This window comes from Arenibacter flavimaris (genome assembly GCF_030291335.1).
Lineage (GTDB): Bacteria > Bacteroidota > Bacteroidia > Flavobacteriales > Flavobacteriaceae > Arenibacter.
This window is the reverse complement of the sequence record NZ_JASWIM010000004.1, coordinates 128,278-145,864: the sequence shown is the minus strand read 5'-3', so window position 1 is coordinate 145,864 and position 17,587 is coordinate 128,278. Positions and strand designations below refer to the sequence as shown.

18 protein-coding genes are annotated in these 17,587 nt (G+C 35.7%); 11 read left to right on the top strand and 7 right to left on the bottom strand.

Features of this window, described 5'->3' with window-relative positions; translation table 11 throughout:
• The first annotated feature begins 9 nt into the window (after positions 1 to 9).
• Genes thiE through QSE00_RS05270 form a run of 4 tightly spaced genes read left to right on the top strand, consistent with a single transcriptional unit; the run spans position 10 to position 2,344 of the window.
• A complete protein-coding gene (thiE, locus tag QSE00_RS05285; protein WP_286105159.1) occupies positions 10 to 684 on the top strand; it encodes a thiamine phosphate synthase in 675 nt (224 codons plus the stop codon).
• Entirely contained in the window at positions 665 to 1,087 is a 423-nt protein-coding gene (locus tag QSE00_RS05280) for a GNAT family N-acetyltransferase (RefSeq protein WP_286105158.1), read from the top strand. The genes thiE and QSE00_RS05280 overlap by 20 nt, the downstream gene beginning before the upstream one ends.
• 25 nt (positions 1,088 to 1,112) lie before the next feature.
• Positions 1,113 to 1,649, top strand: coding sequence for a GNAT family N-acetyltransferase (locus tag QSE00_RS05275; protein WP_286105157.1), 537 nt, complete (start codon positions 1,113 to 1,115; stop codon positions 1,647 to 1,649).
• A 5-nt stretch (positions 1,650 to 1,654) separates the two neighbouring features.
• Entirely contained in the window at positions 1,655 to 2,344 is a 690-nt protein-coding gene (locus QSE00_RS05270; RefSeq protein WP_286105156.1) for an aspartate/glutamate racemase family protein, read from the top strand.
• Here QSE00_RS05270 and QSE00_RS05265 read toward each other — a convergent pair.
• Positions 2,341 to 3,105 carry an MBL fold metallo-hydrolase gene (locus QSE00_RS05265; protein ID WP_286105155.1) on the bottom strand — a complete coding sequence of 255 codons (765 nt, stop codon included), beginning with the start codon at positions 3,103 to 3,105 and terminating at the stop codon, positions 2,341 to 2,343. The two genes, QSE00_RS05270 and QSE00_RS05265, sit on opposite strands and share 4 nt — an antisense overlap.
• Before the next feature lie 101 nt (positions 3,106 to 3,206).
• On the opposite strand from QSE00_RS05265, the gene QSE00_RS05260 reads away from it, so the two are divergent.
• Positions 3,207 to 3,518: a winged helix-turn-helix transcriptional regulator gene (locus tag QSE00_RS05260; RefSeq protein WP_286105154.1), complete on the top strand. Its 312-nt coding sequence runs from the start codon at positions 3,207 to 3,209 to the stop codon at positions 3,516 to 3,518.
• Positions 3,519 to 4,009: 491 nt separating this feature from the next.
• On the opposite strand, the gene QSE00_RS05255 is transcribed toward QSE00_RS05260, so the two are convergent.
• The gene (locus QSE00_RS05255) at positions 4,010 to 4,372 is read right to left on the bottom strand and encodes a hypothetical protein (RefSeq protein WP_286105153.1); all 363 of its coding nucleotides are present in this window, start codon (positions 4,370 to 4,372) and stop codon (positions 4,010 to 4,012) included.
• A 19-nt stretch (positions 4,373 to 4,391) separates the two neighbouring features.
• Positions 4,392 to 4,847 (bottom strand): hypothetical protein, encoded by a 456-nt coding sequence (locus QSE00_RS05250; RefSeq protein ID WP_286105152.1) that lies wholly within the window; start codon positions 4,845 to 4,847, stop codon positions 4,392 to 4,394.
• A 147-nt stretch (positions 4,848 to 4,994) separates the two neighbouring features.
• Between QSE00_RS05250 and QSE00_RS05245 the strand changes: the two genes are divergently transcribed.
• Positions 4,995 to 5,165: a helix-turn-helix domain-containing protein gene (locus QSE00_RS05245; RefSeq protein WP_286105151.1), complete on the top strand. Its 171-nt coding sequence runs from the start codon at positions 4,995 to 4,997 to the stop codon at positions 5,163 to 5,165.
• A gap of 219 nt (positions 5,166 to 5,384) precedes the next feature.
• Here QSE00_RS05245 and QSE00_RS05240 read toward each other — a convergent pair whose 3' ends face one another.
• The 4 genes from QSE00_RS05240 to QSE00_RS05225 form a co-directional block, all read right to left on the bottom strand.
• Positions 5,385 to 5,951: a nucleotidyl transferase AbiEii/AbiGii toxin family protein gene (locus tag QSE00_RS05240; protein WP_286105150.1), complete on the bottom strand. Its 567-nt coding sequence runs from the start codon at positions 5,949 to 5,951 to the stop codon at positions 5,385 to 5,387.
• Positions 5,952 to 5,995: 44 nt separating this feature from the next.
• Positions 5,996 to 6,274 carry a nucleotidyl transferase AbiEii/AbiGii toxin family protein gene (locus QSE00_RS05235; protein WP_286105149.1) on the bottom strand — a complete coding sequence of 93 codons (279 nt, stop codon included), beginning with the start codon at positions 6,272 to 6,274 and terminating at the stop codon, positions 5,996 to 5,998.
• Positions 6,275 to 6,342: 68 nt separating this feature from the next.
• Complete coding sequence (locus QSE00_RS05230; protein ID WP_286105148.1) at positions 6,343 to 7,506, bottom strand: IS4 family transposase; 1,164 nt, start codon at positions 7,504 to 7,506, stop codon at positions 6,343 to 6,345.
• A 105-nt stretch (positions 7,507 to 7,611) separates the two neighbouring features.
• Positions 7,612 to 8,250, bottom strand: coding sequence for a type IV toxin-antitoxin system AbiEi family antitoxin (locus QSE00_RS05225; protein ID WP_286105147.1), 639 nt, complete (start codon positions 8,248 to 8,250; stop codon positions 7,612 to 7,614).
• An 884-nt stretch (positions 8,251 to 9,134) separates the two neighbouring features.
• On the opposite strand from QSE00_RS05225, the gene QSE00_RS05220 reads away from it, so the two are divergent.
• The 5 genes from QSE00_RS05220 (at position 9,135) to QSE00_RS05200 (ending at position 17,445) form a co-directional block, all read left to right on the top strand.
• Positions 9,135 to 9,263 carry a helix-turn-helix domain-containing protein gene (locus tag QSE00_RS05220; protein WP_286105146.1) on the top strand — a complete coding sequence of 43 codons (129 nt, stop codon included), beginning with the start codon at positions 9,135 to 9,137 and terminating at the stop codon, positions 9,261 to 9,263.
• A 964-nt stretch (positions 9,264 to 10,227) separates the two neighbouring features.
• Entirely contained in the window at positions 10,228 to 10,824 is a 597-nt protein-coding gene (locus QSE00_RS05215) for an RNA polymerase sigma factor (RefSeq protein WP_286105145.1), read from the top strand.
• A 159-nt stretch (positions 10,825 to 10,983) separates the two neighbouring features.
• Entirely contained in the window at positions 10,984 to 12,156 is a 1,173-nt protein-coding gene (locus tag QSE00_RS05210) for a FecR family protein (RefSeq protein ID WP_286105144.1), read from the top strand.
• A gap of 203 nt (positions 12,157 to 12,359) precedes the next feature.
• A complete protein-coding gene (locus tag QSE00_RS05205; protein WP_286105143.1) occupies positions 12,360 to 15,704 on the top strand; it encodes a SusC/RagA family TonB-linked outer membrane protein in 3,345 nt (1,114 codons plus the stop codon).
• Positions 15,705 to 15,714: 10 nt separating this feature from the next.
• Positions 15,715 to 17,445 (top strand): RagB/SusD family nutrient uptake outer membrane protein, encoded by a 1,731-nt coding sequence (locus QSE00_RS05200; protein ID WP_286105142.1) that lies wholly within the window; start codon positions 15,715 to 15,717, stop codon positions 17,443 to 17,445.
• The last annotated feature ends 142 nt before the right edge of the window (positions 17,446 to 17,587 follow it).

Genomic DNA, 17,587 nt, shown 5'->3' with positions numbered 1-17,587 from the left:
AAATACGTTATGATGCAAAATAGAATATCCAGAATTCATTTTATCACACAAAACAAGCCCAATAAAACACATCAGCAATTGGCATTAGAAGCCTGTGAAGCAGGTGTTGACTTGGTACAGCTTCGACTCAAAGATATGGAAAGGTCAGAAATGCTTGATATCGCCTTGGAAACTAAAAAGATATGTAAGCGGTTTAATGCTACATTGGTGATTAATGATCATTTAGACCTCGCTATAGAAATTGATGCAGACGGAGTACATTTAGGAAATGGGGATATCGATCACGAGATTGCAAGAAAGGAGTTTGGGCAACATAAAATTATAGGTGCAACTGCTTATAATGAAATAGAAGCAGCATTTCATCAACATAAAGGTATAGCAGATTATATTGGGCTTGGGACTTTTCGTAAAACAAGAACAAAGTCGGAGATTAAAGATTTTATATCCTTAGAACAAATCAAAGCCTTAATTGATAAGCAAAAGCAAAACTATAACAATCCCATCCCATTTCTGGTTATAGGTGGAATTAGGATCTCAGATATAAAACCCTTATTATCGATAGGGGTTTATGGGATTGCCATTGCTTCTTTGATTAATGAGAGTGATGAAAAGAAATTGACGTTTCAAAAAATACAGGCTCAGTTTACCAAAGCAGAAAATAAAAATGAAAGAACTCATTATTAATACAGACCATAATCAACTTGATATTCAGCTGATAACGGATTTTATTACCCAGACGTATTGGGCAAAAGGACGGACGCTTCAGCAAGTGCAAAGAACCATAGTAAACTCTTTAAATTTTGGAGTATATCTGGATGATAAGCAAATCGGATATGTCCGGGTAGTGACCGATTTTACCATAATAGCTTATCTAATGGATGTGTTTATCATAGAAAGTGAAAGAGGTAAAGGCTACTCTAAAAAATTAGTGGAATACATCCTCAATCATCCGAGTTTAAAGCGTGTTGAAAACTGGAAACTATCCATAAAGAATGCTCACGGATTGTATCGAAAATTTGGATTTAAAGAAGTGCAAAACCCTAAAAAAATGATGGAACGAGAATTAAAAAATAGCACCTCTCATTAAAGGTCGCGATAGAATTAAATTTAGAATGAATAAAATAGAAATCCGACTGGCAAATAAAAAAGATGCTAAATCCATAGCTCTTTTAGGTAGAACAACATTCTCTGAAACCTTTGCTCATTATTTTAGTTATGATCAGGATTTGCTCGATTATCTAGAAGCTACTTTTTCTCTTGATAAAATAGAAAATAGTATTGAGAAACCTAATAATAAATATTGGATAGCCACAGTTAATAATTTACCTGTTGGCTATGCCAAACTTAAATTAAACTCGGCATCAGAATATACCCTAGCCAACCAGGTATGTCAACTTCAAAAAATATATGTTCTTAAAGATTTCCTTTCTATGAAAATAGGGAGTGAATTACAACATCATCTGCTGAAAAAAGCAAAACAATTGGGGTTCAAAAACATCTGGCTTTCGGTACTCAAAGAAAACACTAGAGCTATAAGTTTTTATAACAAAAGTGGATTTGAAAAAATTGGTGAGCATAACTTCCAGATTGGTAGGGAAAACTTTCGTTTTTTTGTATTGAAAAAGGATTTACAAATAATAGAAGAATAACTCAAATGAAAAAAATAGGATTAGTTGGTGGAATCAGTTGGACATCAACCTTGGATTACTATAAATACATCAATGAAGGTGTTAATGAAGCTTTAGGAGGTTTACAGTCTGCTGAAATTATCCTTTATTCTCTGAACTTTGCTGATATACAGGATAAAGGGTGGCTAAACTCTTTTGACTTGCTTTTAAAGGCCTGTAAAGAATTGGAGAAAAACGACGTTGACGGTATTGCCTTGTGTGCCAATACGGCTCATTTATTTGCTGATGAAATTCAAGAAATAATTAATATTCCTATTATAAATATTATAACCGCAACTGCACAAGAGATTAATTCAAAGGAAATAAATAAAATAGGTTTACTGGGGACAAAGTTTACTATGGAAATGGATTTTTACCGAAAAAAATTAAATGAACACCAAATAGAAGTGCTTATACCTGAAACACTTTCTGATATTGACCGTATTCATTATATCGTAAAAGAAGAGTTAGGCAAAGGTATTATCAAAGAAAGTTCGAAAAAAGAGTTCGTTAAATTTTCTGAAGATCTTATACAAAAAGGGGCACAAGGTATTGTTCTAGGCTGTACCGAAATCCCACTTTTAATTGGCGAAAAAGACTTTAATTCAACCCCTGTTTTTGATACTACCAAAATCCATGTTCAAGCAATTTTAGATTTTATATTGGATAAAAATTAATGTAAAATAAGGTTCTTTCCATCTTTTGGAATATAACATCTATTGGAAAATCCATTCTCTAAAACTTTTTTAGAAATATATTCTCTGGTTTCTATACATGGACTAATCGCTTCCAGATGTGTTACAAGGACTTTTATTTCCGGAAAGATTTTACATAATGCCATTATATCTTCTGAAGTCATTGTAACAGGAGCACCAATAGCAAATGTAGCTGCACCACCTGCTACTACCACATATTGTGGATTGTGTAAGTTTATTGCCATTTTTACTTCTTCACACCAGATGGTATCTCCCGCAAAATAAATGCACTCTTCATTTGTTGAAAAGATAAATCCATTTACAGTTCCCATCTTTTTTCCAATTTCTCCTTTACCATGTTTGCCTTGCGTGAGTGCTATAGAAATTTCTTTAAATACCATATTGTTTTCAAAGCTCTTTATGTTTTTAAAGCCATAGTTTGCAATCGTTTCTGCAATAGCAATAGGGCAAATAATAGGCAGGTTTTTATCTAAACGCTCTATTGTCGCTTTATCCCAATGGTCTGGATGAAGATGGGTTACTACAACCGCATCTATGCTTGCTAAATAATTGTCTAACTCTTTTGTGTCAAACGGTAAATCTACTAAGGGATTCGGTCTATTGTCCTGAGTCCAAGGAAAAACCCCAAACGAAGATTTTTTCCCTAGCATAGGATCTATTAAAAACTTTATGCTTTTTATATGCAGTAGTACTGTTGCATTTCGCCATAATTGAACTTCCATGGTGTTTGTTTTTTATGAATAATTTATATTCACTAAATTAGTGACACGTTATGTATTCTTAAAGAAGTTTACCTTTAAGTAACCCACTTAAAAACCCAATTATGAATTATAAGGAGTTTGAAAATTGCGGAGTAAAACGAAGTTTAGATTTACTTTCGGGAAAATGGAAACCCCTGATTTTGCATCATCTATTCCAAGAAAAAGAAATACGGTTTATTGAATTATGGCGTAAAATGCCACGGGTATCAAAAAAAGTTCTAGTCGAACAATTACAACAAATGCAAGAGCATCATATCATTGAACGAATAGAACTTAAAGATTTCCCTCCACAAGTATACTACCGATTGCATCAGGATACAGAACCTTTAGGACCCGCTTTACAAATACTGGACGGTTGGGGAAAAAACAGATAGCTATTACTTATCTAATTTATTATAAAAGGGAAAGACAAAAATTTGTAATTGAAGTTAAAGAGTATCAGCAATAAGACTTCTTTTCTGAATTTTTAAGGTTAAATAAAATTTGAGTCGATTAATACTTTTTTAGTCTTAAGAATTCGAATATCTTTGTAAAACGATAAGAAAACTGACAGAAAGGTTACCTATTCGGTTACCTCGATTTAGTGAAATAGATCAAGTGTCTGGTAATCAAAACATTGTAAGGTGACAGCTTAGTTCTGTCATACCTATCGTTGATATCATCACACAATTCGGGATCGATTACCTTCATGGCCAAATGAAGCATAGCTCGGACGGCCAACACCAAATCTACATGATTGTCAACATAAAAGAGACTGACCTCAAACTTATTTTAAAGAAGGGGTGGGGCTTTAATGTTGGATGATGGTCCATTGCCTGATGTTTTAAGCTATTGATCAATTTTTCTTCATTCGGGTTCATAGGTATTAATTTTTAGATGATTTTGTTTTGGCATTGTCCAAACCGTTCAGCTTTTCGGTTACGTAGTCCATAAAATCCATTTGGCTATGGGGCAGAATGTTTAGGACCAGTTCCAATACCCGGCAAACGCTGTCATGTTTGGTTACATTTTGATTGTTTGGGGACAATAGCATTCCGTTTCCGTCCAAAGCAAATACACATACTTCCAATAGGCTTGCTATGTTCAACAGAAGATCACTGTTATCTTTGATTTCAATAAAGACCTTATAGGTTTTAGAAGGATTACCTGCATCCTGTTTTAAGAGCCCTATAAGGGTTTGATGGAGTTTATGAATGTCCTTCAAGGTCTTTAATTTTTTCTTTTTCATAGGCTTATTTTTATAGTTGTCATTGGGTTTCCAAATCGGGGAGTAAATTCCAGATCTTATCAAGTAATTCCATTTCCTCATAAGGTATCATATTGAGAACGTATCCGAGTACTTCTTGAATATTCTGGTCGGGTTCTTGAACAACATTATTTGGGGTGCGTTCCGCATCCAATGCCGTGATGCACACCTTTAATAAACTAGAAATCATAAAGGAGGTTTCCAGGTAGCCATCGGTGATAAGGTTTACGGTATAGAGTTCCTTTTTGGAGGGGTACCGTTTTAAGGTATGGAAATGTTCCTTGGCCAATTCGCTTATTTTATACAAGATGTCTTTTTCCTCCGATTCCTGATGTTCCACTTGAGAAGTACTCTCATTAACAAGCGTGTTTTCTTTGGTAGGGTCTCGATTTTCCAAATACTTTCGGGATTCTGTATTAATTATGTTTTGTTCTGATTCACTGATTTCGTGGCCCATAATAGATAGTGTGTTAGAATCATTAATATATCTTTAGATTATCTAATCAAATCTTTAGATAATCTATTGAAATTCCAAACAAAACTTTAGGTATTCTATATTTTTCATTAAGAAAAGTATATTTATGTAATCAAATTCAATAGATTTATGACTCCGCTAGGATTATTTTTTACCAAAAAATCGGTAAATCTTGCCATGGTCTCAAGACGGACAGGTATTAGTCAGGCCAGGCTTTCTCAATTAAGTTCTAATGAAACTACTAAATTACGAGCGGATGAGCTCTATTTGATTGCCTTGGCAATAGATATTGATCCTTGAGAATTATTGAGGGAAGTATTTAAAGGACTTAAACTACCTAAAGAGTAAAGACTGTTGGCATAGATTTTTATTGTTTTAAACCAATAGAAGTATGTGCTATCCGAGTTTTAGAGATTTACTAGATACTTTGAATATTCAACATACAGCATATGCATTCTGCTAAAATATAATTTTAAGTGGCTAGTAACAATTGAATAATTTAAATTGTATAGGAGGCAATTATAATCTATCCTTTAATTTATTGATAAGCATGCTGTGTTTTTCAGGGTTTGTTTCCTTTAGTTTTTGTAAGTTTTGCAATTTCCATTGCACAGCAGGAAATCCTTTAAAATTGTATAGACTCCAATTTGGAGTAACATTTTCAAAATTCAACAGAAAATCTTTATCGGCAGCAGTTAAACTTTTATGGATGTTTTGAATTAGTAAATTCCGGGTGGTTTCAAAATCATCATAGGTAAATGGTTCATTGCTCATTCCGTCGAATTGATTGGTCATTGCGGAACGCTGATCCAATAGGTTTGGGAACAACATTTCATATATAGGTCTCTTACTTGCTAAAAGGCAAAAAAGAAATCCTTTTTTTATTTCATCAGCAAACCCCTCATTTTCTAAAAGATATATAACATCGAACAAATCCCTCGGGTGCTGACGGTCCAGTACGGGGCATATTTTGCCTCCGTAGAGTTGTCCTATAGGTACCATATGAATGAAGCAAAACACATCAAAAGCCGTTTGTGCTTTATTACACAATCCTATTTCTGTTACCGGTGCTATTATGCCTCGCATCTCTTGGCTTATTTCCAGCTTTATTTAGGCCTGATTATTGGTAATTAAAAGCTTGAGTTCTTTTTTTTATGTGATATTCGAGCATTTGGTACAATAGTTTCAATATTGGATTTGATTCGCGCGAGTACTTCTGAAATATGGATTAATGAAGTATTCCTATCCTCAACTGGAATATATGTTAAATCAATATCCACTGAAAGTCGAGGCATATCTCGAAGATAGAGATTGATAGCAGTACCACCGTGAAGTGCAAAGTAATTTTCTTTAGCTACTTCGGGTAATACGCTCAACAACAATAAAACTTGGGATTTATAATTCTCCATTGGCTAGTTCTACTGGAATAGTTATTTTATATTTTGGGTCACTAGTGTCCCATTAAAATTGGGACGTTTTAAAAATTAAATAAATTTGGCCCATTAGGCCTATTTCGTTCTTTGTCATTTTGAAATTTAGTTTTGCTGAAGAGTTCCCGAAGGTTCGTTTTATCGGTCAGGGAGATGCTTAATATCTGCAGCACTTCATAAGTACTTCTCTCCAGTTTCATATAGTGCTGAACGATGGCCACCAAACAATAGGTGCAGATGGCGGCATAGATCTGGATTCGCACGGCATTCTCGGTAGTACCCCAGAACTTTTTGATTTTAAGGTGTTGTTTCAGCCATTTGAAGAACAGCTCTACTTGCCAGCGGTTCTTATAAAGTTTAGCAAACTGTAGGGCTGAGATGTGGGTAGCATTGGTCAAAAAGACGAACTCCCGTTGTTGTAGTTCATCCCAGTATCTGACAAGCCGCAGTGACTCAGGATAGTACTGCTTTGGGTAAAATCCAGTCAACCCAATGGTCAGATCTGAAAGCACGTTCCTGGGCAATCTGCGTTTCCACTTGATGGATCTGTACTGTAGGTTATTCTTTGCCCTGATCACAAAGTAAGCACCTATCTGATGGATTTTATACAACATCTTAAAGTTGTTATAGGCTCGATCAAATATATAGTAGGACCCTGGTTCATAGGGAATTTCTTTCATAACCTTTGAGTCGTGTACTGAAGCTTCGGTAATATGAAAAAATGCCGGTATCTGTGTTTCCACATCATACAAGGTGTGTACTTTGATCCCGCCTTTTCTCCTTCGGAACTTTGCCCACCAGAATACGGAAAGACATAGGTCGATCGTTGTCGAATCGAAAGCATAGACGTGGCCACTCAGATCGAAGATGTTGGTAGTTCTGGTTTCTCTGGCCTGGTTTACCAAATAGTAGGCATACTCCTCAAAGATATGGTAATCCCTGTCCTGATTGGCCCTTGCCAAAGATGATTTAGAGACATTCTTCCCCATTCCCAAATGATAACATTTGGATCGGTGGGCATCAAGTGCGATCACCAGATCCCTAAGGCTTTCACGATTGGAGAGCTGGCCGAACATCAAAGCGAGCAACTGGTTCCAGCAGGTGAAGTGTTTCACATATTTATCCCCCCGATAGATACGAACAATATAATTGAACTTATTTCTATCCAAAAATGAAACAAGCTGTGAGAAAACGAATTTGTCTTTATGCATTGCAAATCTGTATAAGAATTGCAAAAGTTAAAATTGAAATCCGTTTAATCGAAAAACCTCTGTAACTAACTATATTTCAAATATTTCAAAGAACTATTTTAGATTTTAATGGGACAGTAATGATTTTGGGTCATAAACACCATTCTTTACAATACTACGCTTTCCACTTCCTAAATTTATTTTATCCATATTCAGGTGTTTTACCCAATTAAGGTTGGCTTTTTCAGCTAGATACTTAAATAGGCGGTTTACCTTGATGGAGGTACCGTTTTCCAGTAAATCTTGAACAAGGTTTGGTCTTAGATTGTTTAAACCCTCCATTAATTGGTAACATTCTATTAATTCTTGATGTTTTGGAGCCAAAAATAGGCACTCTAACATGGCCCTGGCGGCTCTGGATACTTTTATTGAGAAGGTTTTTAGTTCTAGTTCAATAAGGCCTATATCAGCGGGTAGAAATGAAGAACTGTGATAATCCAATTTTACACTCCAGTCATGTTTTATGCACCAGGTGGGCAGCTTTTCATGTTGTCCACCAAAAAGTGTTACCTTATTTGGCGAAAGTTCCAAGTAATGGGATTTACCAAGCAGGGATAAGGCCATCTTGCCTGCAGGATGAACATACATCCCAGCTTGTTCTTGAAGTGAATAGATTGCACCTTCATAACCAACCTTATCACCCGAACGTATCATGGCACCGGTTCCGATTGAGGTAAACCAGCCACTTTTTTTTATTCTTGTCAAGTAACTGATTAGAAAACCCTCTTTGAGTTAGCCATGCGGTCAGATAAACTATTGAAGATGGCTTTAATTATAGAAGAGAGTTTATTTTTTGTTCTTTTTTTAAACTCATGGTTGATAAAATTTATTTTTTTTAAGCCAAAGCAAATATATGGTTTATTTTTTGATCTACATATAAACCAATGGTTTATGCAAAATAATCTTTTTAAACCAGATATTATCTAGGATTAATTTTTTTAGCTACATTATAAATCCGCTTAAGAGCTACTTTTGAAGTAAAAGGCCTCGTGAGTATCCAAATAAATTAAAGGACATTGGTGTATTTTTCGTTATCTGGGGTTAATTCATTAACTCATGCATATACATTAAATATTGCCTACAAGAATTTAGAATAGTGACTAACTTACCATATAAAACGTAATATCGAAATAGAGGTGAATAAGCTAGTTTTTAAATAGGAATTTGTGTCATAGCGGATATTTTTTGAAGGTAAGGGGAAGCAAGAAACCTATTCAATTTTTGTGTATTGGCCTTCCTTTTCTATGATTTACATTCAGTCATAATAATGGTGCTACTTGCTAATATAATTTTAAAACGTCATATCAATCTGAGCTTTAGAATACGATTTACCCTGACTTTGTTGCAATATTTTTAGAAATTCACCCTGACTTTGTTACAAAAAATTGAAATGGTTGAGCATTCACAGTTATAAAAAATAGTGGAATTTTTCCTGTAAGCTCAATTTGAGATATGATTACTCATTGATTCTTGAAAATAATTCTATATAAAAATGAGTATTACTATCCCCATAATTGCCATATTTGGAGAAAATATAACCCATTGTAAAAAATAAGAAAGCTGTCCTTTTTCCAAAATACCAGAGGATAATGGGACAATTAGGAGAGAATATAAAGCTTGCCCGTAAACGAAGAAAGCTTACAACAATTCAGGTATCCGAACGGGCAGGTATAGATAGAAAGACTTTGTATCAGATAGAAAGGCGAAGTCAAAGGTAGCGATCGGTTCATATTTTAATGTTCTGATTGCCCTTGGTTTGCAACATGATTTCTTGAAGTTGGCAACAGATGATGTATTCGGAAGAAAACTTCAGGACTTGGATTTATTATAACAGGGAAGAATGGCACAAGGTAAATTTGATAAATAGGTTTAACATTGGCAAGGAATGCCATAAGCTAAGATGATAGGTGTTCTTGCGGCCCATTATACCAAGCGAAAAAAAGCCTTTAGCTTCGAATACGATAAGCATTGGATAAAATCACAACAACAATAAATGGCAGCGGCATTTATGGATGGCTAGCTGTTGTCCATATTAATTATGTCGATAAAAATCGAAAATTTCGATGTATTCAGCATATCTGTCGTTGGCATAGACATCTTGCCATATTGCATACTGGGCAAGTGTCCCTTAAAAGCTCAATTAACGAGACTATTAAAAGAAGCCACAAATAGGACATATTAGAATAAATTTCTCGAATTTATAAAGTAGTCTGGCAATACGGCCGTGGCTGTTGCAGAAATTATTTATGAGCAAGAGATGGATTTAAGCAGGCTGTTTATAGACTTTTCAAATAAAATTCATTATTTTTTAATTGGTCTATTTCCCCTCATTATACCCATCCGTTTTCTTGGGGACTAAATTGGGGTTTAAAATATCAAACAATAACATTAAAGAGATTATGCTTATGAACAATTTAATGTCATAATAATTATTGCGGCATATTTATAGGAAATCAACTTCCAGAATATAAATCCCTCTCATTATATTTTTTCCTTTCACTTTTATTTCTACTATATTATAGATAAAGATTTTTAAGGTGTATAAGTATACTAACAGCAGTATATTGTAAGGAATTAATAAATTTTGATTAATATTGAGCGGTTCAACTATTTAAAGTTGAATATTACTTCATACTTCAATAGATTTTTAAAGGAATATATTAAAGTTTACTTGGAAACACAGTGACGACGAATAAGGTAGAGGGTGATAATTTTTTGGTTAAAGAGCTTATCAATGGCAATGAAAAGGCCTTTAGAAAACTCTTTGATTTCTATAGGAACGACCTCTATAGATTCAGTTTAAGTATGGTTTCTTCAGAAGATCATGCCGAGGAAATAGTTCAGGATGTTTTTATGAAAATTTGGATCAAGCGAGGATCCTTAAATCCTGAAATGTCTTTTAAGTCCTACCTTTTCACCATTACCAGAAACAAAACCATAAAATTTATGAAAAAAGCTGCTAATAATAGAAAGCTGAGGGAAGAGATTTTTTACAGGAAACAAAAATTTGTCAACTCCACTGATCTTTATGTGCGGGAATTGGAATTGGAATCCCTTAAACAAGAAGCGTTGGACAAATTATCACCCAGAAGGAGGAAAATTTTCGAAATGTCCAGAAATGAAAATAAAAGCTATGAAGAAATAGCCTATGAATTGGGTATTTCAATTAGCACAGTGCGGAATCAAATGAGTACCTCATTAGAGATTCTTCGCGATTTTATATTTAAAAATAAGGATATCGGGCTTGGAATTTTATTATTTTATGCAGGTTGGGTTTAGGATAAGAGTTTCATTTTGAGTAAATTAACAATGGATTTTTGATATTTTGACGCTTTGTTTTTTGTCATATCTTTAAAGAAAACCACAAAAAAAAACAACTTCAATAGTATTCCATAAAGTTTCAAGGGTATTATATCTGTTACCATTGATGTAATTATCATGAAATCATTCGAAAATAAAGAGTTATTTATTAAATATATAAGGCGCGAGTGTTCAGAAGAAGAACTGCGGCAAATTATTGCTTTTTTTAAAAAGGCCAAAGATTTTTCCAGTGTTCCTACTATTGAAGAGGTCTCTAAATTACTGGAGGATTATCCGGATATGGCGGAAGAAGTCGCCAATCGTATTTATAACAATGTATTAGAAACTGAAAAAGACGAACATCCGCGCATTAAGACCAAAAAGACATATACCATTTTGAAATATGCTGCAGCGGCAGTTATAATCGGTATTCTCACAACATCTTATTTTTTAAGTGACAATAGGTACAATAGTCCACAGGTGAACATTCCTAAAAATGTGGTCAATAATGTTGAGCCAGGTACGGATAAAGCTACTTTGACCTTAGAGGACGGTACAGTGGTAGCATTGCAAAAGGGGAATGCGGTTCAAACCCAAAATGCAAACAGTGATGGGGAAAAGATAGTTTACAAAACTGTAGGGGTAAATCCAACGGAAATAGTATACAATTATTTGACTATACCAAGGGGAGGGCAATTTAATGTTGTTTTATCCGATGGGACTGAGGTTTGGTTAAATTCCGAGACCCAGTTGAAGTATCCAGTGCATATTGTGGATGGTCAGGACCGGGAAGTGGAGCTGGTTTATGGAGAGGCATATTTTGATGTATCCCCAAGCACGGAACACGGAGGTTCAAAATTTAAAGTTCTGAACAATGCCCAGGAGGTTGAAGTTTTGGGAACCGAATTTAATGTAAAGGCGTACAGGGACGATAACAATATTTATACCACATTGGTCGAAGGTAAGGTGGTAGTAGGTTATGGGGATGTAGAACAATATTTAACTCCAAACCAACAGTCGCATTTAAATCTGGAGAATAATAGTATTGAAGTAAGGGTTGTTGATGTAAATGTGGAAACTTCATGGAAGAATGGAATCTTCAGCTTTAAGGGTATGCCATTAAAAAATATAATGAAAGTAATATCCAGATGGTACGATGTAGATGTCGTATTTGAAAATAAGGAGATTGAATCTATAAAATTCAAAGGCGTCTTGGACAAATATCAATCCATTGAGGAAATTCTCAATATTATGATGTCAAGTACCATTAATAATTATGAAATAAAAAATAAGACCATAATTCTTAGATAGCATTGGATGCTATAAAGGGATTAACATTGGTCCAAGGAGACCAAATTGGAAAGACTTAGATTAATTATAAAACAATGTAGCCAATGAAATAAAAAATAACAAAAAAAGGAGATAAAGTTTAACCGACTAAAGTATAAAGCTCTATCCCCTAGTATCATTATCAATTAATTAAAATAATTAACTAATAAATAAGCGACTAATTTATGAAAAATAATCTTAATAGGGCTGGTTTCCCTTATGGCAAAATGCTCTTTATATTCTTTATGCGTACATTCATATACTTATTTTGCGCTACCCTTTTTGCTTTAACACCCGTAGATGTTGTCTCCCAAAATTCCAAAATAGTAATTGAAAAGGACAAGATACTAAGTGTGGACCAAGTCTTTGATCTTATTATGGAGCAGACAGAATATAGGTTCTTTTATGAAGAAGGCATATTTAAGGACTATCCCAAAGTACATCTGCGAAAAGGAGTAATTAGAACGAACAAGCTGCTAAAAGAAAGTCTGACCCAGGGCAACCTTAATATTACCGTTACAGCAAACGATGCCATACTAATAAAGGAAAATCCTCCTAAAATCATAGAAGAAGAGCAGACAGAATACCAAGTATCCGGTACCATAACAGATCAGAATGGTCAGCCTTTACCAGGGGCAAGCGTCGTTGAAAAAGGAACCAATAACGGTACCCAAACCGATTTTGATGGCAACTTTATCTTAATCGTTAAAGAGGAAAATGCGGTATTAGAAGTTTCTTACATAGGTTATGAAACCCAAGAACTTCCGTTGAACGGAAGATCAGAGGTAACAATAGTCCTTAAGGAAGATGCGGCCAGTTTGGATGAAGTTGTCGTTGTAGGTTATGGAACAAGAGCTAAACAAGCTGTTACCGGTGCCGTGGCCGTGGCAGATTTGAATACTTATAACAGAGTACCGGTGAACAATATAATAGAGACGGTCAAGGGTACATTGCCTGGATTGAATGTTGCAGGTATTAATAGTGCAGGTGCTGTAGCAGATATTACGATAAGAGGCCAAAACTCTATTGGAGCAGGTAATAGTCCATTAATTGTTGTAGATGGTATAATATATAATGGATCATTGGGGGATATCAGGCCAGATGATATTGAAAATTTAACAGTTCTAAAGGATGCCAGTGCCGCGGCTATATATGGCGCAAGATCGGCAAATGGTGTTATTTTGATTGAAACTAAAAAAGGGGGAGGTATCAATGGAAAACCTCGTTTTAATTTTAAATTGGTAAATAGTGTTTCCAACCAATTAGAACCTAATCCCGTGTATACCGATGGATGGTTTCAGAATATCCTTGATATTCGAGAAGCACAGGGTTTAGACGCTGACCCTAATTTGATTCGAAGCTATTTAACCGAACAAGAACAAATCAATTATGATGCAACTCCTGATCATCAATTTACTATTCCAGACCCCAATGATATTGGTATAAGGGATGGATTTTTAAGATCTGTAGACTTTAGCGTATCCAACTCCACGGAAAAATCGAACTATTTTATCTCACTTGGAGTTACGAATCAAGAAGGGGTAGTCCTCAATGATGACTTCAGACAGTATACTACTAGGATCAACCATAGTTCCAATCTTACTTACTGGTTGAATCTTTCGGTTTTAGCTTCTGCGAGTTTGAGGGATTTTTCGGGCTCTGAACCATCTATATCTGCCGTAACACGCCTAAGTCCATATGCAAGTTTGTACGACGAAAATGGAAACCCTATAAGATTCCCACAAACAACCACATCTTCTAGTAATCCACTTTATGCAATAGCGTCAGAACATTCAAGGCTTTCCAATAGTTTAAATGGAGCCATTAAATTAAGATTTGATGTGCCATGGATAAAAGGGTTGTCTTATACCTCTACATATTCTAACAATTTTAGGTGGGACAAGAATAGAACTTTCTATGGTGAATTTAGCTCAAGGGGTGAAGATAATGACGGTTATGGTGACAGATCCTATTCTCATAATTATTATAGGTTGTTTGATAATTTAATAACGTTTAAGCGACTTTTTGCCCAGAAACATGCTATTGATCTTACTTTGCTACACTCATTAGAGCAAACAGACTTTGAGAATGAGGAATTAACCGCAAGCGGGTTCGATAATTATGCTTTGGGTTCTTACGGGTTGTCCGACGGAACTGTTCAAACTGTGAGCACTGGAGGTGGCGAGAGTGCCGCTATCGGACAGATGGCCCGTTTAAATTATACTTATGACAATAAGTACAGTATTACCGGTACTGTTCGTCGTGATGGCTATTCCGCTTTTAGTGAAAATAACAAATGGGGGGTGTTTTCATCAATTGGAGCAAACTGGAATATCACCAATGAAAATTTTATGGTCGATTCGAAGCTGTTTAGTACACTTTCCCTATCGGCATCCTATGGAAGCGTAGGAAACAGATCAATAGATCCTTATGCCACACTGTCCAGGGTTTCAACGGGAAAAGTCATTTTTGCAGACAGTGAGGATTATGTTGTCACCCAAGGGATAAACCGTCTCGGTAATAATTCATTGGGATGGGAAAAAACAACGGGCTTAAATTTAGGATTGGACTTTGGTCTATTGAAAAATCGTATTTCTGGAAGATTGGATTATTATAATACATCCACAACAGATTTGATTTTTGAGTTGTCTTTACCTAGCGCCACTGGACCTGAAGAATCAAGTATTCTTGACAATATAGGTGAAATAAAAAATCATGGGTTTGAAGTATCTCTTAATACCCAGAACATTATAAAGCCCAATTTCAATTGGACATCCAATCTAGCTTTTTCCTTAAACCGAAATAAAATAGAGACTATTCTAGGGGAAGATAATGATGGGGACGGGGTTGAGGACGATATTCCCCAATCTAGCCTATTTATAGGTGAAAGTCTGGGTACAATATTTGATACACGGGTCATTGGTATGTGGCAAGAGGACGATACCGATATAATGGCAGGCTTAGAACCAGGAGACTATAAGATCGAAGATATTAATGGTGATGGAGTAATAACCTCAGATGACGACCGTCATATAATAGGTAATACCAATCCTAATTACCGCTGGAGTTTTACGAACACATTTAATTATAAGAATTTTTCTTTGCTGATGTATGCCTATTCTGTTTGGGGGGGGGATAATTGGTATTTATCTGGCAGTAATGATCCACATTTGGATTTCGGTGTGAACAGAACAGACCTCAATCATCCCATTTACGATTATTGGACACCTAACAATCCCAATGCCGAATACCCTAGACCCAACTATAATGACAATGCGGCTTACACGAGTAAAAAATATTACGACCGAAGCTTTATTAAGCTTCAAAAGGTTGCTTTAAGTTATGATATGTCCAGCATCTTAAATCCCATAACAGGAATAGAAGGGTTCGTTTTAACCCTAAGTGCCGATAATCTTTTTGTATTTGCGCCCCACTGGGATGGATTGGATCCAGAAACGCAACAGGGATTGACTAGTGATGCTAGACCATCCATTAGGAATTTTCAATTATCCTTATCGCTAAACTTTTAAAATAAATAAAATGAAAGAATTAAAAAATATATGTGCGTTATTGATGGTGTTATTTATTGTTGTAGCGTGCAGTGAAGATAACTACTTAATCGAAGAACCGAAGGATTTTCTGACACCAAGTAATGCTTTTGTTTCGGAAGAAGGTTTTATTTCCGCTTTGACAGATATATATCTTGATAATAGGGATGTTTTCTATAGTCCGGGAGATAATATTGGAAATTTTAGTCTGCTGGGCATCGACCTTGATCTGACGTACGCAAATGAGCCAAGTGCTAACGTATATACAGATGAAGTTTTTCAGTGGGACACCTTCAATGCAGATTCAGACTTTGCCTCTCAATGGTACCGTAATTTTTATAGATTGATTTTTAAAGCTAACACCATTATTGGTAGAATAGACGATATCGATTGGGAATCAGAAAAAGATCGCAATGCCGTAGAGGCAGAAGCAAGATTTTTAAGAGCGAACTATTATAGGTACTTGGCAAACATGTACGGTGGTGTTCCGATTGTTTTGGAAGAAGCCAGTGAACCGCGTTTTGATTATGTTAGGGAGACTCGCGAAAATGTTTATCTCCAGTGCAAAGCTGATTTAGAGTATGCTGTACAGCATATGTACACAGTGGATGAGGTTCCCGGGGGACGTGCACCTAGGGCAGCGGCTTATCATGTCCTAGCAGAAGTGAATATTCAACTTGAAGACTATCAAGGCGCAATAACTGCAGCATCTGCCGTAATTGATGGTGGTGATTATGCTTTGATGACGTCAAGGTTCGGACTTTATTCGGATTTTGAGTGGAGAGGGTATGATTATACCGGTCCTGCAGAACCATGGGGGGATGTGTATTGGGATATGTTCCGTACGGGTAACTTCAATAGGTCCTCTGGAAATACCGAAGCAATCTGGAATGTACAGTTTGAGTATGATGTACTTGGTGGTAATACAGATAATCCTAGAGGGAACTTTGTTTTGGAAAGATGGGTAGGAGGAGCTGTTTATTGGAATGGTGGACAAGCTCGCGATTTAAACGGTGTCCGAAATATGTATAAAGATACCCTAATGGGCAGACCTACTGGTTTTGGGGGTTCTACCGATTATCTTAGAAATCAGGTTTGGAATTTTAACGGGGATTTTGACAATGATATAAGAAATTCTAAATATAATGTGCAACGTACGTATTATTGGAATAATCCTGAAAGTGAATTTTTTGGGATGCCCTTTAGTGAAGATACCTATGACCCTACCTTAATAGAGAGGTTCAGATCGGGTAGGATAGACAATCCATCATTCAAGAAAAATGTGGCACTTTTACATGAAGAGTATAGATTGCAAGATGAAGAGAATAATACAGATGGAAGAATCTATAAAGACTGGTATATCATTAGGCTTGCAGAAACATATTTGTTGAGGGCAGAAGCATATTACCGCAACAATAACAGTGATTTAGCGGCCGCTGATATTAACGTCATCAGGAACAGGGCCAATGCTTCTCCTGTGACGCCGGGCCAAGTAGATCTAGATCTTATCTTGGATGAAAGGGCTCGTGAGCTCCATTTTGAGGAGTATCGAATAAGCACGCTTTTGAGAATGGGAAAACTGGCCGAGTATGTCAGAAAATATCATTCTGCCACCCTTGAAAATGGTTATGTAATTGATGATCGTATCAATTTAATGCCTATTCCAAATAGCGAGATTCAAGCAAATAAGGATGTTGTTCTCGAACAGAATCCGGGATATTGAGTTTGTTAGTTTGGTTGAGTTAGTTTCGAATAGTGCCATCACAAAAGTGTTGGGGTGGCACTATTTTTAAATTAATCATCAACTAAAAGTAAAAGGATAATTGTTTGCCAATATTGACAAATGTCAATTAGTCAATAGTTTT